The following is a 24,023-nucleotide window of genomic DNA, read 5'->3' as shown; positions in this document are numbered from 1 at the left end:
AACCGAATTGAGCCACGAACCCGTCGATCCCGCCGAGCAGCCCTACCGGGCTCGTCGACAGAACTGGGTCAACCAGCTGGACCGGCACGCGCTGATGCAGCCGGATGCCCCGGCCCTGCGATTCCTGGGCCAGACCACCACCTGGTCGCAGTTGCGTGCGCGGGTCGGCGCGCTGGCCGATGCCCTGAGCCGCCGCGGGGTGCGCGCCGGTGACCGGGTGATGATCCTGATGCTCAACCGCACCGAGTTCGTCGAGGCAGTGCTGGCCGCGAACATGCTGGGCGGGATCGCCGTTCCGGTGAACTTCCGGCTGACTCCGCCCGAGATCGCCTACCTGGTCACCGACTGCGAAGCCCGAGTGCTGATCACCGAACCGGCGCTGGTGCCGATCGCCACCGGTGTGCGGGGGCTGACCGATCTGCTGGAGACGGTGGTGGTCGCCGGCGCTCCCAGTGACAGCGATGCGGGTCTGATCGGCTACGAAGAACTGATCAGCGAGACCGGCGAGCCGCACGAGCCGGTGGACATCCCGAACGACTCGCCGGCCCTGATCATGTACACCTCGGGCACCACCGGTCTGCCCAAGGGAGCGGTGCTGACTCACACCAACCTGGTCGGCCAGACGATGACCGCCCTGCACACCTCGGGGACCGGCACCTCCGACGTGGCCTTCATCGGGGTGCCGTTCTTCCACATCGCCGGGGTGGGCAACCTGCTGCCCGGCATGTGGCTGGGCATCCCGACCGTCATCAACCCACTCGGCGCCTTCGATGCCGCGCAGCTGCTCGATGTGCTGGCCGCCGAGCGGGTCACCGGGATCTTTCTGGTCCCCGCCCAGTGGCAGGCTGTCTGCGCCGAGCAGCGGGCCAACCCGCGTGACATCTGTCTGCGGACCATGTCGTGGGGAGCCGCACCGGCCTCCGACGCCCTGCTGCGGGAGATGGCGGAGACCTTCCCCGGCACCAAGATCCTGGCCGCGTTCGGGCAGACGGAGATGTCCCCGGTGACCTGCATCCTGCTCGGTGAGGACGCCACCAGAAAGCGCGGTTCGGTCGGAACCGTCATCCCGACGGTCTCGGCCCGAGTCGTCGACGAGGAGATGAACGACGTCCCCGTCGGCGAGGTGGGCGAGATCGTCTACCGGGCGCCCACCCTGATGAGCGGCTACTGGAACAAACCCGAGGCCACCGCCGAGGCCTTCGCCGGGGGCTGGTTCCACTCCGGTGACCTGGTGCGGATGGACGAAGAGGGCTACGTGTGGGTGGTCGACCGCAAGAAGGACATGATCATCTCCGGCGGCGAGAACGTGTACTGCGCCGAAGTGGAGAACGCACTGGCCGACCACCCCGACATCGCCGAGGTGGCCGTCATCGGTCGCCCGGACGAGCGCTGGGGCGAGGTGCCGATCGCGGTCGCCGCGCTGTCCCGCGACGGCTTGACGCTGGCCGACCTCGACGACTTCTTGACTCAGCGGCTGGCGCGCTACAAGCACCCCAAGGCCCTCGAGGTCGTCGAGGCCCTGCCGCGCAACCCGGCCGGAAAGGTGCTCAAGACCGAACTGCGGGCCACTTACGGGGCGGCTCCGGGATCCGCGTAGGCCTCGATCGACAAGAGTCGCAAGCCATGCCGCCGGAAAGGCCGAGGGGTGAGGTGGCGGCACGTTACTCTCCGGTAGGAACCCCCTGTGGGTTCGATCCGTTCGACGCCCTTCTCACGGAGTCATCAGGTATGGTCCGAGGGTCGCCAAGGGCACTTCGGGTCGCTAAGGTGACGCGGGTCTCGCTGATCGACGGACGGGAGAAGACACTGTGCGACGCGGTTCCTTGCTGAGTCGTGCGGCGGGATTTCTGGTGAGGGGGGTGGAGTGACGGCTCCAGCACGTCCCCGCGTCACCGACTTCCTCCGGGATCGGGTCCTGCCGCCGCTGGTCATGGTCGGCGGATTCTTCCGCATGTGTGCGCTGACGGCACGCGCGCTTTTCGTACGGCCGTTCCAATGGCGTGAGACGGTGCAGCAGGGCTGGTTCATCACCAGCGTCGCCATCATTCCGACCATCGCGGTCGCCATTCCGCTGACCGTGCTGCTGGTCTTCACACTCAATATTCTGTTGGCGCAGTTCGGTGCTGCCGACGTGTCGGGTGCCGGCGCGGGCATCGCCGCCGTCACCCAGCTGGGCCCACTGGTGACCGTGCTGGTGGTCGCCGGCGCCGGGTCCACCGCGATCTGCGCCGACTTGGGCGCCCGCACCATCCGCGAAGAGATCGACGCGATGGAAGTGCTCGGCATCGATCCGATCCATCGGCTGGTGGTGCCCCGGGTGATCGCCGCGACCGTGGTGGCCCTGCTGCTCAACGCCTTGGTGATCGTGATCGGCCTGACCGGAGGCTTCCTGTTCGGCGTTTACCTGCAGAACGTGTCGGGCGGGGCCTACCTGTCCACCTTGACTCTGCTCACGGGGCTGCCCGAGGTCATCATCTCGACGGTGAAAGCCAGCGTGTTCGGACTTATCGCAGGCTTAGTCGGTTGCTACCGGGGGCTCACCGTCCGCGGCGGCTCCAAGGGCCTGGGCACGGCGGTGAACGAAACAGTCGTGCTGTGCGTGCTCGCGTTGTTCGCCGTGAACGTGGTGCTGACCACCATCGGCGTGAAGTTCGGAACGGGGACCTGACATGTCGACATCGACAGTTGTTCGGGGCCGCTTTCCCGGGCTGGTTGCGAACTACCAGCGCTACGTCGGGATGGCCGGCCGCGGGCTCGAACGCAGCGGTGCGCTCGGCTGGTTTTCGGTAACGGCCCTCCGGCAGATTCCCTGGGCGCTGCGCCGGTATCGCACCGAGACGCTGCGCCTGGTCGCCGAACTGGGCATGGGCACCGGCGCCATGGCCGTGATCGGCGGCACCGTCGCCATCATGGGCTTCGTGATGCTGGCCGGCGGCTCGCTTATCGCCATCCAGGGCTTCACGTCGCTGGGCAACATCGGCGTGGAGACCTACACCGGTTTCGCCGCGGCCCTGGTCAACGTCCGCGTGGTCGGCCCGGTCAACGCCGGTATCGCCCTGGCTGCGACGGTCGGCGCCGGCGCGACCGCCGAACTGGGCGCGATGCGCATCAGCGAGGAGATCGACGCCCTCGAGGTGATGGGCATCAACTCGATTGCCTACCTGGTGTCGACCCGGGTGGTGGCCGGATTCACCGTGATCATCCCGCTGTACGCCCTGGCGCTGATCATGGCGTTCGCCGCACCGCAGATCGTCACCACGTTGTTCTTCGGGCAGTCGTCGGGTACTTACGAGCACTACTTCCGAACATTCCTACGACCAGACGATGTGTTCTGGTCGTTCATCGAGACCATCCTGATCGCGGTGGTGGTCATGGTCACGCACTGCTACTACGGCTTCAACGCCAGTGGCGGTCCGGTCGGCGTCGGCGCCGCCGTGGGCCAGTCGATGCGCCTGTCCCTGATCACGGTGCCCACCGTCGTGTTGCTCGCAGCGTTGGCGCTCTACGGCGTCGACCCCAACTTCAACCTAACGATGTGACGCGCATGGCAACCGGGAAGCAGAACAGAGTGCACAACCCGCCGTACCGGCTCGCGGGCGTGGTGACCTTCGCGGTCCTGGCATTGATCGGTGGCCTGGTCTACGGCCAGTTCCGTGGCGCCTTCACCAAGACGACGTCGCTGACCATGGTCGCGCCGCGGGCCGGTCTGGTGATGGACCCCGGCGGCCCGGTGACCTACAACGGCGTGCAGATCGGGCGGGTGGCCGCCATTGAGCCCACCGAATACGAGAACAAGCCGGCCGCCCAGTTCACCCTCGACGTGAACCCCAAGTACCTCAAGCTGATTCCGTCCAACGTCAAGGCCGACATCTTGGCCACCACGCTGTTCGGCAACAAGTACGTGTCGCTCACCGCGCCGGAACACCCGGCGCGGGAACGCATCACCAGCAAGAACATCATCGCGACCTCGGTGACGACGGAGCTCAACACGCTGTTCGAGACCATCAACAACCTCTCGGAGCACGTCGACCCGATCAAGCTGAACCTGACGCTGCACGCCGCGGCCGAGGCGTTGACCGGCTTGGGCGACAAGCTCGGCGAATCGCTGGTCAACGGCAACAAGATCCTCGACGACGCCAACGAGCGGATGCCGTCCTTCCGTCGTGACCTCAAGGGGTTCGCGAACCTGGCCGAGGTCTACGCCGATGGAGCACCGGACCTGATCAACTTCTTAGACACCTCGGTCGTCACCGTCCGGACGATCACCAACCAGCAGAAGGAACTGGACGCGGCCCTGCTGGGGGCCGCCGGGGTGGGCAACCTCGGGGCAGATGTCACCGAGCGGTTCGGACCGTACTTCCGCCGCCAGTTCTCCGACCTGGTCCCGGTGTCGGCGCTGCTGGACGAGTACAGCCCGGAATTGTTCTGCGCCATCCGCAACCTCGCCGAGGGGGCGCCCAAGGTCTACGAATTCCTCGGTGGCGACGGCTACGCCCTCGACACCGTCAGTGAGCTGGTGGGCCCGGCCAACCCGTACATCTACCCGGAGAACCTGCCCCGCATCAACGCTCGCGGTGGCCCCGGCGGTGCGCCGGGCTGCTGGCAGAAAATCACCCACGACTTCTGGCCGGCGCCGTACCTGGTGGCCGACACAGGAGTCAGCCAAGCGCCGTACAACCACTTTGATACCGGATCGCCCCTGGCTGTTGATTACATCTGGGGTCGCCAAGTCGGGGATAACACGATCAACCCATGAACATCACCAGAACCGCCCTCAAACTCGGCGCCGTCGGCTCGGTGCTGCTGCTCTTCACGGTCGGCCTTGTCGTGGTGTTCGGTCAGGTTCGATTCGACCGGACAACCCGCTACTCCGCGGAGTTCACCAACGCCAGCGGCCTGCGCCCCGGCCAGTTCGTCCGCGCCTCCGGGGTGGAGATCGGCAAGGTCAAAAAGGTCCGGCTGGTCGACGGCGGCCGCCGGGCCGTGGTCGACTTCGAAGTCGACCGGTCACTGCCGCTGTACCAGTCGAGCACCGCGCAGATCCGCTACGACGACCTCATCGGCAACCGCTACCTGGAACTCAAGCGGGGCGAGGGAGAAGGCGCCGACCAGCGGCTGCCCGCGGGCGGATTCATTCCGGCTTCCCGCACCGAACCGGCGCTGGACCTGGACGCGCTGATCGGCGGCTTCAAGCCGGTGTTCCGGGCGCTGGACCCGGAGAAGATCAACACCATCGCCTCGACCATCGTCACGGTGTTCCAGGGTCAGGGCGGCACCATCAACGACATCCTGGAGCAGACCGCCCAGCTCACCGCGCACATCGCTGATCGCGATGCGGCCATCGGGGAGGTCGTGCGGAACCTGAACGTGGTCCTGGACACCGCGGTTCGCCACCGTCAGACCTTCGATGAGACGGTCGACAACTTCGACAAGCTGGTCCAAGGCCTCAACAGCCACGCCACCGGCTTGGCCAACGGCACCGCGGAGTTCGGCAACGCCGCGGGCAACCTGGCGGACCTGCTGGCCGACAACCGCACCGCGTTGCACAGCCTGTTCCCGGTGGCGGGTCCCGAGCCGCCGGACCGGCTCAACGACGTCGACGAGCTGTTGCAGAAGATTCCGAAGGCGCTGAAGCTGATCGGGCGCACCGGTGTCTACGGTGACTTCTTCAACTTCTACATCTGTGACGCGACCATCAAGCTTCCTGGCCTGCAGCCCGGTGGACCGGTCCGCAACGTCCGGTTGTGGCAGCAACCGACGGGGAGGTGCACGCCGCAGTGAGGACCCTCGAACCGCCCAACCGGGCACGGATCGGCATCATCGGCGTCGTCACCACGGCGCTGGTGACCCTGGTGGGGCAGAGCTTCACCACGGTGCCCATGCTCTTCGCCGAACCGAGTTACTACGGGCAGCTCTCCGACACCGGTGGACTGACCCCCGGTGACAAGGTGCGCATCTCCGGTGTGGACGTCGGCAAGGTCCAAGACCTGTCGATCGAGAATGACCATGTGCTGGTGAAGTTCTCGGTCGGGGCCAACCCGATCGGCACCGACAGCGTGATCGGCGTCAAGACCGACACCATCCTGGGCCGCAAGGTCCTGGCGATCGAGCCCAAGGGCGAGCGGCGGATTGCGCCGCAGGGTGTGCTGCCGCTGGGCCAGAGCACCACGCCCTACCAGCTCTACGACGCGGTTTTCGACGCCACCAAAGCCGCCTCCGGCTGGGACATCGACACGGTCAAGAAGTCGCTGAAGGTGCTCTCGGAGACGGTCGATGAGACCTACCCCGACTTGAGCGCCGCCCTCGACGGGGTCGCGAAGTTCTCCGACACCATCGGCAAGCGTGACGACGAGATCACCCACCTGCTGGCGCAGACCAATCAGGTCGCCAGCGTGATCGGGGACCGCAGCAACCAGATCGACGCCCTGCTGCGCAACACCCAGACCTTATCGGCAGCGGTCAACCAGCGCAGCCAGGCGATCTCGGCGTTGCTGGGCAACATCGCCTACTTCGGCGAGCAGGTTCAGGGCTTGGTCCGTGACAACCCGGGCCTGGATCTGAACCACGTGTTCGAAGAGGCCTCCAACATCACCGACATGCTGGTGCGGCGCAAAGATGACCTGCGCGAGATGAACACCATCCTGGGCAGGTACCTGACGATCGTGAACGACGCGATCGCCTCGGGGCCGTACTTCAAGGTCTCAACTCTGAACCTGGTTCCGTTCTGGATCCTGCAGCCGTGGGTGGACGCGGCCTTCAAGAAGCGCGGCATCTCGCCGGAGGAGTTCTGGCGCAACGCCGGCCTGCCGGAGTTCCGCTACCCCGACCCCAACGGCACCCGGTTCGCCAACGGTGCACCGCCGCCTGCTCCGCAGGTGATCGAGGGCACCCCCGAGCACCCCGGGCCGGCGGTCGCACCCGGAACGCCGTGTTCCTACGCGCCGGCTGCGGGCATGTTCCCGACCCCGGCCAACCCGCTGCCCTGTGCGAACCTCGACCCGAACTCCGGGCCGTTCGGGCCGAGCGGCCCGTACCCGGGGCCGACCGACGTGTTGTTCTCGCCGCCGAACCCCGACGGCCTGCCCGCCTCACCGGGCGTCCCGATCTCGGGCCGCCCGGGCGAGGCCCCGCCGGTGGTGCCCGGTACCCCGGTTCCGCTGCCGGAGGGCAACCCCGGTGCGCGTACCGAGCCGCTGGGCCCGGTCGCCGGTCCGGCTCCGGCCAACCCGGGCGCGGCCCCGCCACCGGCACCTCGGGCACCCGGTCCGCCGGCTCCGCCCGGACCCGGCAACCAGCTACCGGCACCGTTCATCGCTCCGGGCGAAGGTGGTAACAGCCAGCCCGGTGGCGGCGGTGGCGCAAGAGGGAGTGAGCGGCCGTGAGTACCGTCTTTGATGTTCGCAACGTGCGACTGCCGGAGCGGTCGCGTGCGACGGTGATCATCGGCTCCCTGGTGTTGGCGCTGGCCCTGGTGGCTGCCTTCGGGGGAGTGCAGCTGTTCCGCAAGCTCAACAGCAACAGCGTCGTCGCGTACTTCCCGCAGACCGACGCGCTGTACCCCGGTGACGCGGTGCAGATCATGGGTGTCCGGGTGGGCGCGATCGACAAGATCGAGCCGGCCGGCGACAAGATGAAGGTCACCCTGCACTACAACAACAAGTACAAGGTGCCCGCCGACGCCAAGGCGATCATCTTGAACCCGACGCTGGTCGCATCACGGACCATCCAGTTGGAGCCGCCCTACCGGGGCGGCCCGGTGCTGGGCGACAAGGCCGTCATCCCCGAGGAGCGCACCGAGGTCCCGGTCGAATGGGACACGCTGCGCAACGACGTCACCAACATCATCAACAAGTTGGGACCCACCCCCGAGCAGCCCAAGGGGCCGATCGGCGAGGCCATCGAATCGTTCGCCGACGGGCTGGCCGGCAAGGGCCAGGAGATCAACACGGCGTTCGACAGCCTGTCGGATGCGTTGACCGCCCTGAACAAGGGCCGCGGTGACTTCTTCGCGGTGGTTCGCAGCCTGGCGCTGTTCGTCAAGGCGCTGGACCACAACGACCAGCAGTTCGTCGCGCTGAACCGGGATCTGGCCAAGTTCACCAGCAACCTGAACAGCACCGATCAGGCGCTGGCGACGGCCACCGACCAGTTCTACGCCACCATGACGATCGTCAAGGCGTTCCTCAACCAGAACGCCAAGCCGCTGGTCCAGAGCATCAACAACGTCGAAGAGGTGACCACCGCGATCACCCAGCCCGACGCACTGGACGGCTTCGAGACCGCGTTGCACATCCTGCCGAACGTGTTGGCCGGCGTGGACGAGATCTACCACCCGGCGCAGGGCATGGTGCTGGGTTCCCCGGTTCTGGTGAACTTCGCCAACCCGATGGAGTTCATCTGCAGCGCCATCCAGGCAGGCAGCCGGTTGGGTTACCAGGAATCCGCGGAGTTGTGCGCGGAGTACCTGGCTCCGGTGGCCGACGCGATCAAGTTCAACTACCTGCCGTTCGGTATCAACATCTGGACCAGTGCGTACACCACGCCCAAGGAGATCGCCTACTCCGAGCCGCGGCTGCAGCCGCCGCCGGGATACAAGGACACCACCGTCCCGGGCATCTGGGTGCCCGACACCCCGACCGCGCACCGCAACACCCAGCCGGGCTGGATCACCGCGCCCGGGATGCAGGGTGTGGAGCCCGGTCACGACACCGCCCGGCTGCTCACCCCCGAATCGCTGGCGCAGTTGATGGGCGGCCCCGACCCGGCCCCGGTCGACTCGCAGTTCCAGACGCCGCCCGGCCCGCCGAACTCCTATGACGAGTCCGCCGGCCCGCTGCCGTTCATCGGTCAGCCTCCCGGCGTGGCGCCGATACCGCCGCCCCCGCCGGCCGCCAACGTGATCCCAGGACCGGTGGCACCGCTTCCGCCGCGAGGTGACGGCTGATGAGACGGAGGACAGGGATGAAGACGGTCAGCCGACGCGGCTGGCAGGCTCTGGTGCTGCTGATGGCCGCCCTGACGCTGTCGTCGTGCAGCAGCTGGCGCGGTATCGCCAACGTGCCGCTGCCCGGCGGCCCCGGCGGCGGCAAGGGCGCCTACACCGTGTACGTCCAGGTGCCGGACACGCTGGCGCTCAATGGAAACAGCCGAGTCCTGGTGGCCGATGTCTTCGTCGGCGCCGTCGAGCGGATCGAGCTCAAGAACTGGGTCGCCACGCTCAAACTGAAGCTGAACAAGGACGTTCACCTGCCGCGCAACGCCACGGCCAAGATCGGCCAGACCAGCCTGCTGGGTTCGCAGCACATCGAGTTGCGCTCCCCGGCTGACCCGGTGGGCGAGCTGCGCGACGGCGACACGATCGGTCTGGACAACTCGACCTCCTACCCGACCATCGAACGCACGCTGGCGGGGCTGGCGCTGATTCTGCAACGCGGCGGGTTGTCCGATCTGGACACCATCACCACAGAGTTCGCCGCGCTGGCCAACGGGCGGGCCGACCAGATCCGGGCGTTTCTGACCAAGCTGGACACGTTCATCGGCAACCTCAACGACCAGCGTGAGGACATCACCCGGGCCATCGATTCGAGCAACCGGTTGCTGAGCTACTTCGGTTCGCACAACGACAGCATTGAGAAGGCCCTGACGGACTTCCCGCCGTTGTTCAAGTACTTCAACGAACAGCAGGCGGTCTTCATCAACGCCGTCGACGCGCTGGGCGCCATGGGCACTCAGGTCAACCAGCAGATCGCGCCCGCGCGGTCCGACCTGCACAAGGTCTTGACGTCGTTCCAGTGCCCGGCACGGGAACTGCGCAAGGCGTCGCCGTACCTGCCTGACCTGATGCAGGTGATGATCACCGCGCCGTACCACGTCGACGGTGCCTTCAAGGCAGTTCGCGGTGACTTCATCAACACCTCGCTGGTGGTCGACCTCACCTACGCGTCCATCGACAACGCGATCCTGACCGGTACCGGTTTCTCCGGAATGCTGCGAGCGCTGGAGCAGTCGTTCGGCCACGACCCGGAGAAGATGATCCCGGACGTTCGGTACACGCCGAACCCGGCCACCGCGCCCGGCGGTCCGTATGTGGAAAGGGCTGACCGGAATTGCTGAAACCACAGATCAAACGACAGCTGGTCATCTTCAGCATCCTGACGGCGGTGTCGCTGCTGGTGTTGGGCGTCTACTACCTGCGGTTGCCTACCCTGGCAGGTCTGGGCCAGTACACGCTGAAGGCGGATCTGCCCGAGGCGGGTGGTCTGTACAAGACCGCCAACGTCACCTACCGCGGCACCATCATCGGCCGGGTCACCAGCGTCGAACCGACCGAATCCGGTGCGCAGGCCACGTTCCAGATCTCCAGCAAGTACAAGATTCCGGTGGACGCGAGTGCCAACGTGCATTCGGTGTCGGCGATCGGTGAGCAGTACCTGGACCTGGTGTCGACCGGTAACCCCGGCCAGTACCTGAAGGAGGGCCAGACGATCACGACGGGCACCGTCCCCTCTGCGATCGGCCCGGCACTCGACACCGCCAACCGTGGGCTGGCGGCGTTGCCGGCCGGCAAGATCTCGTCGCTGCTCGATGAGACGGCGACAGCTGTGGGCGGGCTGGGCCCCTCACTACAACGACTGGTCGATGCCACCCAAGCGATCGTCGGCGACTTCAAGGCAAACCTCGACGATGTCAACGACATCGTGGAGAAGTCGGCGCCCATCATCGAGAGCCAGACCGACTCCGGCGACGCCATCCATCAATGGGCCCGGAACCTGAACATCCTGTCCAGCCAGGCCGCCAGCCGGGAAGACACGGTGAAGCACATCGTCTCGGACCTGCCACCGCTGATCGATCAGGTGCACACGGTGTTCAACGACACCAAGGACAGCCTGCCGCAGCTGATGGCCAACATGGCGATCTTGACCGATATGTTCAAGCGCTATAACCGGAACACCGAGCAGGTGCTGGTCTTCCTGCCCCAGGCCGGCTCGATCATCCAGACCGTGAGTGCGACCTACCCGGGGCGCGCATCTCTGGGCGTGGCGCTCGGGGCGTTCCCCGGCCCGATCTTCCCGGTGCCGATCCCGGGCCTGAGCCTGAACTACCCGGCACCGTGTCTGACCGGCTACCTGCCGGCTTCGGAGTGGCGTGCCTTCGCCGACACCAGTCCGGCCGAACTGCCGGATGTCTCCTGCCGCATTCCACAGGACACACCGGCCAACAATGTTCGCGGCGTCCGCAACATCCCGTGTGTCGACGTGCCCGGCAAGCGTGCCCCGACACCCAAGGAATGCCGCAGCGACAAGCCGTACGTTCCGCTGGGCACCAACCCCTGGTACGGCGATCCCAACCAGATCCGGAACTGCCCGGCGCTGGGCGCGCGCTGTGATCAGCCCGTCGAGCCGGGTCACGTGATCCCGGCACCGTCGGTCAACACCGGCCTCAACCCGCTACCGGCGGACATGGTGCCGCCGACTCCGCCGCCGACCAGCGACCCGCTGTCGCGGCCGGGGACGGGTAGCGTGCAGTGCAACGGGCAACAACCGAACCCCTGCATCTACACCCCCGGTGGCGGACCGTCCGCGATCTACAATCCGCAGAGTGGCCAGGCGGTGGGGCCAGACGGCGTCGAATACTCCGTCGAGAACTCGATGAACATAGGAGACGACGGATGGAAGGGGATGCTGGCACCGTTCCGCTGAGCACGGACGAGGACCAGCAGACCACAGATATCTCGGCTAAGGACACCGAAGACGCGGTGACGGATGCGGAGCAGGAAGCTCCGCAGGAGTCGACCGACTCGGCACCGTCGCGTCTCGGCCGTCGCCGGCAGGTGGGTATCTGTGTGCTGTTGTTGCTGTTGGCCGCGGGTTTGGTGGCCGCGGGCGTACTCGCCCTGCGCGACCACGCGGCGAGCCAGCAGTTGGCCCGTGACAATGCCGTGGCGATAGCGGCGGCCAAAGAGTGCGTGCTGGCCACCCAGGCTCCGGACGGGCGGGACATCGCCCTGGCCCAGCAGAAGATCCTGAACTGCACGACGGGCGAGTTCCGCACCCAGGTGGCCCTGTACGCGGAGATGTTCGTGCACGCCTATCAGGCGGCGAAAGTCCATGCCGACGTGACCGAGATGGGCGCCGCGGTGGAGCGCAACAACCCGGACGGGTCCGTCGACATCCTGGTGGCGTTCCGGGTGAAGATCAACAACATCGAGACTCAGGGCAAAGAGGTGGGCTACCGGCTGCGGGCCCAGATGGTTCGCGAGGACGGCGAGTACCGAATCGCGAAGCTCGACCAGGTGGCCAGGTGACCGAACCAGTGGCCGACGCGGTGGCCGATCCGGCGGGCGACACGGTGGTCGAACCGGTGGCCGACGCTGCGCCTCCCGAGCCGGCCCGCTGGCAGACCCGCGCCACGGCGATCGCGATCGATCTGCTGCCCGGTTCGGCGGTGATGGCCAGCACCGGCATGCTTGCTCTCAGCCTGCCGTCCGACAGCATCTGGCGCTGGCTGGTGTCGGGAATCGCCGGGCTGGTGTTCCTGGCGACCGAGGTCAACCGGATTTTCCTGCCGGCGCTCAAGGGATGGAGCCTGGGTCGCGCGTTCACCGGAATCGAGGTGGTGCGCGGTGCCGATGGCGCGGCCCCCGGAGCGGGCCGACTGTTGCTGCGCGAGGCCGCGCACCTCGTCGACACCGTGCCGGTTCTGCTCGGCTGGATCTGGCCGCTGCGCGACCGGCGGCGCCGAACGTTCGCCGACCTGCTGACCCGTACCGAAGTGCGCCCGGCGGCGCAGCGGCAGCCACCGGCCAACATCCGGGTCGTGACCGCACGGGTGTTCGTGGCCGCGGCCGCGGCGAGCCTGATCGCTGCTGCCACGGCATACGGCGTGGTCTACCAGAATGACCACAACTCGGATCGGGCCCAGGCTGAGATCACCCGACAGGGGCCGAAGATCGTGGCGGACATGTTGTCCTACGACCCGGAGACCTTGGCGGAAGACTTCGAACGCGCGCAATCGTTGGCCACCGAGAAATATCGCCAGCAGCTCGTTCCCCAGCAGGACGCGATCCGCGACTCCGAGCCGGTTCCGAACTTCTATCGGGTGACCGATGCCGCGGTCCTCCACGCCTCTCCGCACCGCGCCACCATGCTGCTGTTCCTGCAGGGCCAGCGGGGAACACCCGGTAAGGAGAGGCTGATCAGCGCCACCGTCGAGGTGGCGTTCGTGCAGGAAGCGGGAACCTGGCGCGTCGACGATCTAGATGTGGTCAGCAAGCCGCTGCCGGTCCAGGGGGAGAAATGAGCCCGCGCCGCCGCGTGTCCACCGAATCGCAACCGCTGTTCGCCCAGGCGGCGGTGCCCCGGCGCCGACGGCTGCCGATAGTGATCGCGACGTCGCTGGTGGTGACCGCCGCCGCCATCGCGGTGTGCGCGATGACGCTGATCACCCACGAACAGCACCGGCGTGCGGCGGTGCGCAACGTCGAGGCGCGGGACGCGGTCGAGTCGTTCATGACGATGTTCACCTCGCCGGATCCATTCCACGCCAACGACTACCTGGCCAATGTCATGGACCACGCCACCGGTGACTTCGCTCAGCAGTACCAGGAGAAGGCCAATCAGATCCTGATCGCGGTGGCGCGTAGTGAGCCGACCACCGGCCTGGTCAGGGCCGCCGGAATCGAGCGGTGGAATGACGACGGCAGCGTCAGCCTGCTGGTGGCCGTAGAGAACAGCAGCAAGTCGCCGGACGGCAAGCACGACATCAAGGTGGCGAGTCGTTGGCTGGCGACAGCGCAGAAGGAAGGGGACCAGTGGAAGATCAGCAATCTGAACCAGGTGCTGTGACCGAGTCCTCCGGGGCCGACGAGGGCGAGGCGGTGGTCGACGAGGGCGCGGAAAGGCCGGACGACGTCGACTCCGTAGCCGACGAAGACGCTTCCGCGACCGATCAGGCAGCGGCCAAGCGCCCCCGGCGCAAGATCGGTGTGCGCCTCGCGGTGGCGGTGTCGGCTGCCGCATTCGTGGGTGCCGCCGGATTCGCGGCGGCCGCAGCGCAGCCGTATCTCCTCGACCGGGCAGAGGTGGCCATCAAGCTCGACATCGCCAGGACCGCGGCCCGGGCGATCCACACGCTGTGGAACTACACCCCGGAGAACATGGACTCGCTGCCGGATCGGGCATCGGTCTATCTCAGTGGCGACCTGGAAGCCCAGTATCGCAAGTTCATCGACGCCATCGCCGACAGCAACAAACAGGCGAAGGTCACCGACACCACCGAGATCGTCGGTGCGGCAGTGGAGTCCCTCGATGGTCCCGAAGCGACGGTGATCGTCTACACCAACACCACGGCGACCAGTGAACTGAGCAAGTCGATCCCGCAGATCAAGTACCTGACCTACCGGCTGCACATGAAGCGCGACCACAACCGGTGGGTGGTCACCAGGATGCCCACCATCACTTCGCTGGACCTGACCCCGCGCCTGCAGGGCTAGCGCAGGCCGGGCAGGGTAGCGGTAAGCATGCCGATCGCGTCGCCGTTGTCGCAGCGGCGCACCGTGATCGCCCTACTGCTGCTGACCTTCGCCACGGGACTGGTCGACGCGGTCAGCGTGTTGGTGCTCGGCCGGGTGTTCGTGGCCAATATGACCGGCAATGCGATCTTCCTGGGATTCCTGTTCGTCCCGGGCTCCGGATTCGATCTGACCGCCGCGATTGTGGCGGTGGCCGGATTCCTGCTGGGCGCGATCATCGGCGGCCGGCTGTTCCGGATATTCGGGGACCAGCGGCCCCGGCACTGGCTCACGATCGCCCTGGGTCTGGAGGCGGGGCTGCTGCTGATGCTGGCCGTGCTGGCCGGGATCGGCGTGATCAGCTACGACGGGACCAGCAAACTGCTGTTGATCGCCGGGCTGGCGGTCGCCTTCGGCGTGCAGAACTCAACCGCTCGCCAATTCGGCATCCAGGAGCTCTACACCACGGTGCTCACCTCGACGATCATCGGCATCGGGGTGGACAGTCGACTGGCCGGCGGGACCGGTGAACGCGAAAAGCTGCGTTACGGCGTCGTTTTCGTGATGATCCTCGGCGCCGTCGTCGGCGCCACGTTGACCCGTGTGGTGGTGGCGCCGGTGATCGCCCTGGGCGGGGCAGTGGTGCTGGCCACCCTTGCCCTGTTCCGCTACGGCTAGCCGGCCGCCCCGCCGTACTCCGGGCGCAGGATTGAGGCCAGGGCCGACAGCGGGATGTGCGCTTGAACGTTGCCGCCGTCCATGAACCACTGCATCTGGTCGTACTGGATCGGACTGTCGTGGCTGACCGGGTAGTCGGGCATGTACAGGATCAGCTCATCGCCGGTGAGGGCCCACGAACGGTATCCGCCGGAGAAGACCTTGTCGGGGGTGAAGCGTTCCGGGACAAAGGGGTAGTCGCCGGGCCGATGCTCCCAGAACGCACGGTCCAGTGCCTCGACGATGTAGGGCTCGCCCAACTGCGGGATCGACACCAGCGGATCGATTCCGGGTTTGGTGATATCGGCCAACTGCAGCTGCCGGCCGCCGGGCCCCATGTCGAAGGTGAAGGTGCGGTAGGCGTTGTTGATGTAGGGCCCCTCGGCGTGGTAATCCTCGTGGAACACCACGGTCAGCGCGTTGCCGTGGTGGAAGATCTCGTAGTTCTCGTTGCCCCAGCTGTCGATGACCATCGACACGCCTTTGGTGCGCCAATTGGTGAACAACTTCGACAGGTATTCGCGGATCGGGGGACCGGCGACCGGGTGGTCGACGAGGTCGCCGGGCACCGCCATCCGGATGTAGCGGGTGGCCAGCCGTTCCGAGTGCACGTCAGTACTGCAGAAATGGCCGTCCCAGTTGCCGCCCAGGCGGTCGCAGAACGACGGCGCCGAAGCGCCGGCGATCGGCGCCCCGGACGCCGTAGCCACCGCAAACGTTGCGGCAAGCACGCCCGTCAGTAACCGGGTCGCCCACATAGCTTGCCTCCTAAGGCAATTCCACTTTGCTCGCCAGCCACCGGCCGTCGACCTTCTCCATCGTCATCTTCATCCGGCTGCGGTCCACCCGCGGGTCCGGGCGGGTGGTGTTGGTGATGGTCTGATCCACCATCAACAGCACCACCACTTTGTCCGGCGAACCGGACTGCACCGCCGACTCCACCACGGTGCCGTGGGCCGTGGCCTTGTTGTCGATCAGCAACTGCCGCAGCTGCACACTGGCCTTGGTGTAGGTGTCCTTGAAACCCCCGGTCGCACCGTTGAGGACCGCGTTGAAGTCCTCATCGACCTTGCTGGAGTCGATGCTGGTCAACACCTGGGCGTAGTCCTCGGCGGCGTGGCGCCCGGCGGCCTCCGCCGAGGAGAGCCGATGTTGTTGCCACAGTTGCCAACTGAAAGCGATGACCAACCCGAAGACCACCAGATAGGTCCCCGCGATGGCCACACGCCGCCAGAGCGCCGGACGCTTCCCAACCGGCGTCGGGGCAGCCGCAACGACCGCAGTGTCCTCCACCGGCTCCACAGCGGTCGACTCCGGCTCGCTCGCAGCGGATTCCGCGTCTTCGGTGCGGTCGGGCGCGGTCGGTTCCTCAGCGGTACTCACCGCGGTGTCTCCTTGAACATCAGCGGGGCGGGTCGATCAACAGCGGTGGTCCGCCGTACTCGGTCGGAATCGTGTACCGGCCCTTGGGGGTGGGATCGGTGGTCGCGGCGAGGTCGGCGCCCGGGGGTGGTCCTGCGGTGTCGTCTCCCGGTGGCCGTGGCGCATTGTGGGCACCGCGCACCAGCACCGACTGATCGGTGTCGCGGCAGTACCCGTACAGGAACGGTTCAGGGAAGTCCGCGGCTGACGGGGGGCGCCGTGGGGTGCCATAGTCGCAGGTGTAGCGGGGGTAGGCATCCACGGTGGACCACATGCCGTCCTCGCGGATCACCGAGCTGAGCGCCTCCAACGTCGAACCGCGGTAGTTGGGGAACAGCGCATTGAGCGCCGGTACGCGGACGTAGAGCAGCTGAGACACGGTGGCCAGGTTGCCCAGCAGGCCCACCATGACGTCGGAGTTGTCGTCGAAGACGCTGTCGACGCCCGCCAACATTCCGGGTGTCTGATCGAGCAGCCGGTTGTACCCGCCGATCATCGGAGTGATCCCCCGAAACACCTTGTCCAGGTTCGTCGCGGTCGTAGCCATACCGTTGTTGACGTCGCTGAGCATGGTCAGCACCACGCGGCTTGACTTGAGCAGGCTCACCGTCTCCGGCAGCACCGAATCCAGGGTGGACAACAGGAAGGACCCACCGTCAACGATGTCGGTGAGCTTGCGCGGGCCTTCGTCGGAAAGGCTGAGCTCCTTCTTGATCAGCTCCATCTTGCGGGTGTCGGTCTGCGCGAGCATGCCGTCCGCGTCGGCGAGCAACTGCGAAATCGGGATAGGCGTGGTGGCGCGATCCTTGGAGACCACGCTGCCCCGTGTCAGATAAGGCCCGGAACTCGACGGCGGCTCGAAGTCGATGTATTGCTCACCGGCAGCCGAGAGGCCGGAGACGCGCACCGGGCTGTCGGCGGGGATCTTCACCTTGGAGTCGATGTTGACGACCGCGTCGACGCCACCGCTGGTGACGCGCAGCGACTCGATGCGGCCCACCGGCACACCGCGCACCGACACGTCCTGGTTGGCCAGCAGGCCGCCGGAATCGGGCAGCGCGATGGTGATCTGGTAGGTGGACCGCGCCGGATTCACCCGCAGTGCGCCCACCAGGAGATACCCGGTGGCCACCACCAGGGTCATCGCGAGCGCGATTCCCGACAACAGGTTCTTACGGCGATATCCGGCCCGGACCAGTGCGACGATCCGACGGCTCAAGGCGTCGATCATGGCCGCGGCCCCTGTTCGACCAGACCGGCCTGTGCGGCCTCCATCTCCAGCTCTGCCGGCGTAGGCGGCATCGGGGGACCGATCGCGGTCCACGGCGCCTGTCCCATATCGGTGTCCGGTCCGCGGCCCACCACACGTTCCTGCAGCCGCCACAGCGCGTATTTGATCGAGCCGGCCAACTTGGCCCAGTCATAGCGCTTCGGGCCGTGGAACGCGGGGTCGCCCTTGAACCCGGCGTCGGGCATCGAACCCCACACCAGGCGATCGATGCTGGCGTGCATGGCCGCGCCGGTGCCCGCCGTGATCTTGATCATCGGTGCCATCAGCCGGTTCAGTGCGTACAGGCTGAGGTCGGGATCGGTGGCCATGTCGTTCCAGGCGCTGGCGAGGATGTTGGCGTCCTTGACGAAACTGTGCCCTGAGTCGTCGGTTCCGGCGATCGACGGGAACCGGGCCAGCTGCCGGCTGGTGGCACCGAGTTGTTCGACCAGGTCGGCGATCTGGGTGGTGTTGTCGACCATCGTGTCGGTGGCCGGGCCCGCCGCGTCGAGCACGTCTGTGAGCGCCGCGCTGCGGGCGTCGAGGCGCTCTGCGAGCTGGCTGGTTTCGCGCAGCGACGACTCGATCTCACCCGACCGGGCGTTGAGCTTTCGCAGCAGGTCGTTGGACTGGCTGATCAGTTTGCCGAACGCCTGGCCCTGGTCACCGGTCGCCTTTCCGGCGCCGTTGATGACGTTGGTGAAGTTCTGCACCGCACCGCCATTGACCAGCAGCGCAGCCGAACTCAAAACCGACTCGACGGTGGCCGCCGAGGCGGTGGACTCCAGGCCGATCGTGTCGCCGTCGGTGAGCAGCGGTGCCGACGGATCGACCGGCACCGGCGGTTTGATCGCCACGAACACGTCACCGAGCGGCGTCGCCGAACGCAACTCGGCGGTGCTGCCTGCGGGAATCTGGACACCGTCCATGATGCGCAGGGTGGTGACGGCGGTGTAGTTGCGGGCGACCATCGTCTCCATCTGACCGACGTCGGCGCCGGCGAGCTTGACCTTGGCGTGCCCGGGCAGGTTCAGGGCGTTGGCGAACACCGCGGTGATCAGATAACCGCCGCGCCCGATCCCCGGCGCCGGCAGTGGCAGGCTGTCCAGGCCACTGGTGCCGCAACCGGCCACCGACGAGGCGATGACCGCGCCGCACAGCAGCGCCACGGCGGTCCTCGGTGCCCTTCTCAATCGTGATGTCACGTCTACTGTCCCATCATCGAAAGTCCGTCGAGGATATAGGTGAGGCCGAAGTCCGGACCGTAGTCGGCCAACGTTCCAGTGCTGCAACCCAACTGCCGAAGGTGCATCATGTTGCACAGTTCTTTGGTGCTTTGGGTCTCGACGAGAATCTTGTCCACCAGTGCGTGCAGGCGGACCGCGCCGTTGTTGGTGTCGACGGCGTTGTAGAGGTTCTCCAGCGTCAGCGGCAGCACATCGACGAGCTCGGACAGTTCGCGCCGCTTTTCCGCCATGGTCGTCAAGGCGATGTCACCGTTGATCACACTCTGCTTGAGGTGGTCCCGATTGGCCTGGATCAGCGACGTCGCCTGGGTCACAACCTCGTTGAGCATACGGCCGGTGCGCCCGGTCCCGAAGTCCTCATCGGCGAGCATCTGACTCAACTGCCTGGTGGTGGAACCGAATTGCCGCAACTTCGCGTCGTTGCGAGCCGCCGCGTCCATCAGTGAGCTGAGGTTGGTGATGATCGTCGTCAGCTGATCGCCGGTCGCCTCACCGCGGTCGGAGCTGAGTTGCAGTGCGCGCGACAACTCACTCAATGCCGACTTGATCTGCTCGCCGTTGCCGTCGGCGATGTCGGCGCCGGCATTGATCACGTCGGCCACCGGGCCGTTGCCCTTGCCGTCGCCGCCGAGGGACTTGGAAACCTTGTCCAGCATGTCCAGAACGCGGTCGAACGCGACGGGCGTCCGGGTGCGGTTCAGTCCGATGGTGGAGTGGTTCGGCAGAACGGGTCCGCCGGTATACGCCGGGGTCAGCTCGACCTGACGCGCGGTCAGAATCGAGGTGTTGATGGTCACGGCGTTCACATCGGCGGGAATCTTCACCCCCCGGTCGATGCTGAGCTCCGCCTCGACGTATTCGCCCTTGGGAGTGACCTTCTTGACCTTGCCGACCGGCATGCCCAGAACCGCTACCACGTTGTCCTCGTAGAGCCCTGCGGCGCTGTCGAATTGGGCGGTGACAGTGATGTGTCCGCCGAATGGGTTGAAGTGGTAGGCGGCCACCGCGCCGGCCACCAGTGCCCCCGCGACCAGCGCTGTCACCAGCGCCTTGACTCCGCGCCGGCGTACGCCCGAAGGCTGCGGTGCCGCAGGCGTGGGCGCTGTGTCGGCGGGCTCTTCGATCGGGTCGTCGGCGGTGGTCGGCGGCGCGCTCATTTGCAGTCCTTGAAGTACTCGATCATGCCGAACTGCTTGGCACGTCCGCTGATCGCACACATCCACGCGTCCATCAGCAGCCCGTTTCCGGCGAAGAATTCGATACCGGGCCCGTAGCCGGTCGCATTCGTCGCGCCCCGCAACGCGGGTGGTGCGGCTTGCAGAAGGCTGCGCACCAAGTCGTCATGCTGGCCGAGCATGTCGGACAGCGCACGAATGTTGGCCAGCATGTCGTCGAGCATCGATCGGTCCTTGACCACAACGTTGTTGAGTTGGCCGGCCAGAGTGGTCAGGGCCGACAACATGGCGTGGAACGTGTTCTGGCGCGCCACCAGTTCCCCCAGGAAGTCCTGGCTCTGATCGACCAGATTTCCCAGGCTTGTCTGCTGGTTGTGCAGCGTATTGGCCACCCGTTGGGTGCTGGCCAACAAGGTGCCGAGTTCGTCGCGTCGATCGGCGGTGATCTTGGCGAGTGCGTGCAGATTGGCCATCGCCTGCGGAACCACCGGCGGGAGGCCGCTCATCTGTCGCCCGAGCACCGCCAGAGACTGGGCGAATTGGTCGGAGTCGATCTGGTCGAAGGTGGTGGTGGCGTCCTCTAACAGCGATTCGAGGTCATAGGGCACTTCGGTGTGGGCCAGGGGAATCCGCTTGCCGGGCAGCGAGCCGGGACCGTCGGGCTCCAATCTCAGATACCGCGAGCCGAGGATCGTCATCACCTGGATCTTCGCCCGGGTGTCCTTGCCCAGTGGGACATCGTTGCGAACTGTGAGACCGGCCTCGACGTGGTCACCGGCGAGCCGCATGCTCGATACCCGACCCACCTCGATGCCGGCCACCATGATCGGGTTTCCGGGGCTCAGTGCGGCGGCCTGGGCGAACTCCGCGGTGTAGCGCGTGTAGCCGACGCCGAGGACTTTGACGAACAGTGCCGCAGCCACGACCACGGCCACCACCGCCAGTGCGGCGAACCCCATCCACGTGGTGTTGTAAGACTCCAGGGGCCGGCTGCGCCATTGACCGATAAATCGTTTGATGCTAGCCATGGACGGTGTTCCTGCATCTCGGGGTGAACCAGGCAAGGTTCTCGGCTGTGAGAGGGCGGGCGTTGCCGGGAGTTGCGGCGTTGGTGATCATCGTGTTGATGTCGTTGAAGCCTGGCATGAAGCCCGTGGCGTTCAAGTCGCACAGGTAGGCGATGCCGTAGGCCCCTTCGCCGAACATCCGGCCGAAGCCCTTGAGCAGCAGGGGCAGGTTGGCGCCAGTGAATGCCAGCTGCGGTTCGATGCTGGCAAGGTGCTTGGTGAAACCGGGTTCCCGGTTGATCATCTCCTCGAAGGACGGGAAGACCTCATCGGTGATCTTCGCCAGTTGTCGCGTCACCTGGGCCAGCGACCCGACCGAGGACTGCAGCGCCGGTCGCCGGGCGTCCAGGTCGGCGACTGCCCGGCGTGCCTGTGTCAGCGCGTGATCTAACTGATCGTTCTGCCCCGCGATGGTTCCGGTCACCTTGTTGAGGCTGGTGATGAGGTCGCCGAGTACCTCGTCGCGCCCGGCCAGCGTCGCGGTGAGCGTTGACGACTGTTCCACCAGTGCGGTCATCGAGGACTGGTCGCCTTGCAGCGACTGAATGACGCCCTTGGTCAGATCGTCAGCCTGTTGGGGGTCTAGCAGCGACATCAGCGGTTTGAAGCCGTTGAGCAGGGTGCCGACATCGAAGGAGGGGTCGGTCTGCTCCACGCCGATCACGCTGCCGCGGGGCAGTTCTTCGGTGTTCTCGTTGTGGCCCAGCGACAGGCCGAGGTAGCGCTGGCCGATGATGTTCTGGTAGGTCACCGACGCGACGGTGTTGCCGTACAACTTCTGGTCGCTTTGGACGATGAAGGAGACCTTCGCCAGCTTTCCTTCCAGTGCGACCTTCTCCACCCGGCCCACCCGGACTCCGGCCATGCGGACGTCGTCGCCTTCGCGCAGCCCGAAGACGTCGGTGAACATCGCGGAGTACGGCGTCGTGGCTCCGGCCACGTCGCGGCGCAAGGTGGCATAGACCAGCCAGGTCAGGGTCAGCGAGATGACCATGAAGACAGACAGCCCGATCAGGGGCCCCCGGGTTCTCATCTGTTGCCACCTGCTTTCGGCGGGGCGGCGTCGGCCGCCGACGAGACGGAGACGAGATTGCCGCGAGCGACCGGGCCGAGCAGCAGCTGAGTCGCCACCGATGCCGGCCCGCCCTGTCCGGTGAGCAGGCCGAGCTGGGCGCGTTCGGTCTGACTGCCGACGGGACCCACGTTGCCTCCGTAGGAAGCGGGGGCCACCGGCGGAGCCGGCTGCCACTCCGGTGCATGGGGTTGAACCGGAATAGGCGGGCTCGGTGGGGGCGGGGGAGCCGGGTCCAACGGGTCAGCGGTGCCGCCAACGCGCGGGAACGGCCCGGTCCACCACGGCAGCGGCGGGTTGGTGTCCTCCAGGCTGCGATCCGGGTTGATCACGGGCGGCCCGACCGCATGCAGGTTTCCGTCGGAGCCGATCTCCGTACCGGGCGGTGGTTCCAGGCCGGCGGGGAAGCGGTAGTTCTGCGGCAGCAGGTTCTCCGGCAGTTCGGGCCGCACGGAGATCATCGGCGCGGTGAAGCAGCTCGGTCCCTTCACCTCGCCGTACTGCGGGCAGTCCGCTCTGGTGTAGGTGTGCAGCGGGGTGAACGACAGGTTGGCCCGCATGTTCTTGGTGATCAACTTGGGGTGGTAGAGCTGCTCGAAGAATTTGTCGCTGAGCCCGTTGACCCGGCTGAAGATCGGGACGAACTTGTCGGCGTTGTTGGCCAGCACGCCCACCACCGGAGTGAAGTCGTGGGTGATCTGAATCAACTGGTCGATGTGGTTGTCGAACGCCTGACGGGTAACGCCCACGGTGTGCTGACCACCGGTGACCAGTGCGGCCAACTCGGCGCGCTTCTCGGCGAACGCCCGCATCGGTTCGACGGCCTGGTGCAGTGCGTCGACAAGGTCGGGCGCGGTGGCCTGCAGGCCGTGGGTGGCCTCCAGCAGCGCCGAGACGGTGGACGGTCCCGGCTCGGTGGCGACGATCCCATTGAGCTGATCCAGCAGCCGGGACATGTGCGCACCGGCGTTGAGCAGCTTGACGCGCCGGTTGTCGGTGGCCGCGCCGACGGCGGCCAGGATGCCCAGACTGTGATCTTCGCGCCCGCGCCCGGTGGCGGCCAGGATATCCCGCAGTTTCGAGACGGTGGTCTGGAAGATCACCGTGGACAGCTCGCCGTTCTCGGCGATGTGGGCTCCGCTGCGGATGGTCGGCCCACCGTCGCCGGAGTCCACCAACTGAATCGAGGAAACGGCGAAGACGTTGGACGGCACCACCCGCGCGGTTACCGAGTTCGGGATGTCCTTGGCGTATTCGGGCTTGAGGTTGATGTGTACGTAGTTCGGCTTGCCGTAGGCGGCCGGGATCACATCGGTGACGCTGCCGACCAGCAGCCCGTGATATTTGACGTCGGATTGGGCGGGCAGCCCGTCGCCGACATTGATCAGGTCGGCGATCACCCGCACATAGGAGTTGAGCATTCCGGTGGACTTGGCCAGCAAGCCCGCGGTGGTCAGTGCTATCACCAGCAAGACAGCGATGCCCGCACCCAGCAGCTGGTTCTCGGAAGGACCACGGCCGTCGGGGTCCAGCGAGTTTCGCAT

General features: G+C 66.5%; 22 protein-coding genes. 14 read left to right on the top strand and 8 right to left on the bottom strand.

Annotated elements, in window-relative coordinates:
* The first annotated feature begins 7 nt into the window (after positions 1 to 7).
* The 14 genes from fadD5 to AWC18_RS13505 all read left to right on the top strand — a co-directional run bounded on the left by fadD5 (position 8) and on the right by AWC18_RS13505 (position 15,187).
* Positions 8 to 1,597, top strand: coding sequence for a fatty-acid--CoA ligase FadD5 (fadD5, locus tag AWC18_RS13570; RefSeq protein WP_064997984.1), 1,590 nt, complete (start codon positions 8 to 10; stop codon positions 1,595 to 1,597).
* A gap of 333 nt (positions 1,598 to 1,930) precedes the next feature.
* Positions 1,931 to 2,668: an MlaE family ABC transporter permease gene (locus tag AWC18_RS13565; RefSeq protein WP_109470366.1), complete on the top strand. Its 738-nt coding sequence runs from the start codon at positions 1,931 to 1,933 to the stop codon at positions 2,666 to 2,668.
* A gap of 1 nt (position 2,669) precedes the next feature.
* The gene (locus AWC18_RS13560; protein WP_076049326.1) at positions 2,670 to 3,539 is read left to right on the top strand and encodes an ABC transporter permease; all 870 of its coding nucleotides are present in this window, start codon (positions 2,670 to 2,672) and stop codon (positions 3,537 to 3,539) included.
* Positions 3,540 to 3,544: 5 nt separating this feature from the next.
* A complete protein-coding gene (locus tag AWC18_RS13555; RefSeq protein WP_076049325.1) occupies positions 3,545 to 4,756 on the top strand; it encodes an MCE family protein in 1,212 nt (403 codons plus the stop codon).
* Positions 4,753 to 5,781, top strand: a complete 1,029-nt coding sequence (locus AWC18_RS13550; RefSeq protein WP_064997988.1) for an MCE family protein — start codon at positions 4,753 to 4,755, stop codon at positions 5,779 to 5,781. Before AWC18_RS13555 ends, AWC18_RS13550 begins: the two co-directional genes overlap by 4 nt.
* Complete coding sequence (locus AWC18_RS13545; RefSeq protein ID WP_064998027.1) at positions 5,778 to 7,382, top strand: MCE family protein; 1,605 nt, start codon at positions 5,778 to 5,780, stop codon at positions 7,380 to 7,382. The genes AWC18_RS13550 and AWC18_RS13545 overlap by 4 nt, the downstream gene beginning before the upstream one ends.
* Positions 7,379 to 8,944, top strand: a complete 1,566-nt coding sequence (locus AWC18_RS13540) for an MCE family protein (RefSeq protein ID WP_064997989.1) — start codon at positions 7,379 to 7,381, stop codon at positions 8,942 to 8,944. Before AWC18_RS13545 ends, AWC18_RS13540 begins: the two co-directional genes overlap by 4 nt.
* A 17-nt stretch (positions 8,945 to 8,961) precedes the next feature.
* On the top strand, positions 8,962 to 10,113 hold the full coding sequence (locus AWC18_RS13535) for an MCE family protein (protein WP_064997990.1): 1,152 nt from the start codon (positions 8,962 to 8,964) through the stop codon (positions 10,111 to 10,113).
* Entirely contained in the window at positions 10,107 to 11,699 is a 1,593-nt protein-coding gene (locus tag AWC18_RS13530; protein ID WP_064997991.1) for an MCE family protein, read from the top strand. Before AWC18_RS13535 ends, AWC18_RS13530 begins: the two co-directional genes overlap by 7 nt.
* The gene (locus AWC18_RS13525; RefSeq protein WP_085139052.1) at positions 11,669 to 12,304 is read left to right on the top strand and encodes an Rv1363c family protein; all 636 of its coding nucleotides are present in this window, start codon (positions 11,669 to 11,671) and stop codon (positions 12,302 to 12,304) included. The genes AWC18_RS13530 and AWC18_RS13525 overlap by 31 nt, the downstream gene beginning before the upstream one ends.
* A gap of 44 nt (positions 12,305 to 12,348) precedes the next feature.
* Positions 12,349 to 13,299, top strand: coding sequence for an RDD family protein (locus tag AWC18_RS13520; protein ID WP_064998028.1), 951 nt, complete (start codon positions 12,349 to 12,351; stop codon positions 13,297 to 13,299).
* Complete coding sequence (locus AWC18_RS13515) at positions 13,296 to 13,844, top strand: Rv1363c family protein (protein WP_064997993.1); 549 nt, start codon at positions 13,296 to 13,298, stop codon at positions 13,842 to 13,844. Before AWC18_RS13520 ends, AWC18_RS13515 begins: the two co-directional genes overlap by 4 nt.
* A complete protein-coding gene (locus tag AWC18_RS13510; protein WP_064997994.1) occupies positions 13,841 to 14,491 on the top strand; it encodes a mammalian cell entry protein in 651 nt (216 codons plus the stop codon). Before AWC18_RS13515 ends, AWC18_RS13510 begins: the two co-directional genes overlap by 4 nt.
* Positions 14,492 to 14,518: 27 nt before the next feature.
* Positions 14,519 to 15,187, top strand: a complete 669-nt coding sequence (locus AWC18_RS13505; RefSeq protein WP_064997995.1) for a YoaK family protein — start codon at positions 14,519 to 14,521, stop codon at positions 15,185 to 15,187.
* On the opposite strand, the gene AWC18_RS13500 is transcribed toward AWC18_RS13505, so the two are convergent.
* Genes AWC18_RS13500 through AWC18_RS13465 form a run of 8 tightly spaced genes read right to left on the bottom strand, consistent with a single transcriptional unit; the run spans position 15,184 to position 24,023 of the window.
* Positions 15,184 to 15,984, bottom strand: coding sequence for a mannan-binding lectin (locus AWC18_RS13500; RefSeq protein WP_082961095.1), 801 nt, complete (start codon positions 15,982 to 15,984; stop codon positions 15,184 to 15,186). The two genes, AWC18_RS13505 and AWC18_RS13500, sit on opposite strands and share 4 nt — an antisense overlap.
* A gap of 10 nt (positions 15,985 to 15,994) precedes the next feature.
* Complete coding sequence (locus AWC18_RS13495; RefSeq protein ID WP_085139051.1) at positions 15,995 to 16,609, bottom strand: Rv1363c family protein; 615 nt, start codon at positions 16,607 to 16,609, stop codon at positions 15,995 to 15,997.
* Positions 16,610 to 16,628: 19 nt separating this feature from the next.
* Positions 16,629 to 17,879, bottom strand: coding sequence for an MlaD family protein (locus AWC18_RS13490; RefSeq protein ID WP_085139050.1), 1,251 nt, complete (start codon positions 17,877 to 17,879; stop codon positions 16,629 to 16,631).
* Positions 17,876 to 19,111 carry an MCE family protein gene (locus AWC18_RS13485; RefSeq protein ID WP_085139049.1) on the bottom strand — a complete coding sequence of 412 codons (1,236 nt, stop codon included), beginning with the start codon at positions 19,109 to 19,111 and terminating at the stop codon, positions 17,876 to 17,878. Before AWC18_RS13485 ends, AWC18_RS13490 begins: the two co-directional genes overlap by 4 nt.
* A gap of 14 nt (positions 19,112 to 19,125) precedes the next feature.
* A complete protein-coding gene (locus AWC18_RS13480; RefSeq protein WP_085139048.1) occupies positions 19,126 to 20,322 on the bottom strand; it encodes an MCE family protein in 1,197 nt (398 codons plus the stop codon).
* Positions 20,319 to 21,368 (bottom strand): MCE family protein, encoded by a 1,050-nt coding sequence (locus tag AWC18_RS13475; protein WP_064997999.1) that lies wholly within the window; start codon positions 21,366 to 21,368, stop codon positions 20,319 to 20,321. The genes AWC18_RS13480 and AWC18_RS13475 overlap by 4 nt, the downstream gene beginning before the upstream one ends.
* Entirely contained in the window at positions 21,361 to 22,440 is a 1,080-nt protein-coding gene (locus AWC18_RS13470; RefSeq protein ID WP_064998000.1) for an MCE family protein, read from the bottom strand. The genes AWC18_RS13475 and AWC18_RS13470 overlap by 8 nt, the downstream gene beginning before the upstream one ends.
* Positions 22,437 to 24,023: an MlaD family protein gene (locus AWC18_RS13465; RefSeq protein ID WP_064998001.1), complete on the bottom strand. Its 1,587-nt coding sequence runs from the start codon at positions 24,021 to 24,023 to the stop codon at positions 22,437 to 22,439. Before AWC18_RS13465 ends, AWC18_RS13470 begins: the two co-directional genes overlap by 4 nt.

Origin of the sequence: Mycolicibacter nonchromogenicus (assembly GCF_002101775.1) — a bacterium.
Lineage (GTDB): Bacteria > Actinomycetota > Actinomycetes > Mycobacteriales > Mycobacteriaceae > Mycobacterium > Mycobacterium nonchromogenicum.
This window is presented reverse-complemented; position numbering and strand designations above follow the sequence as displayed.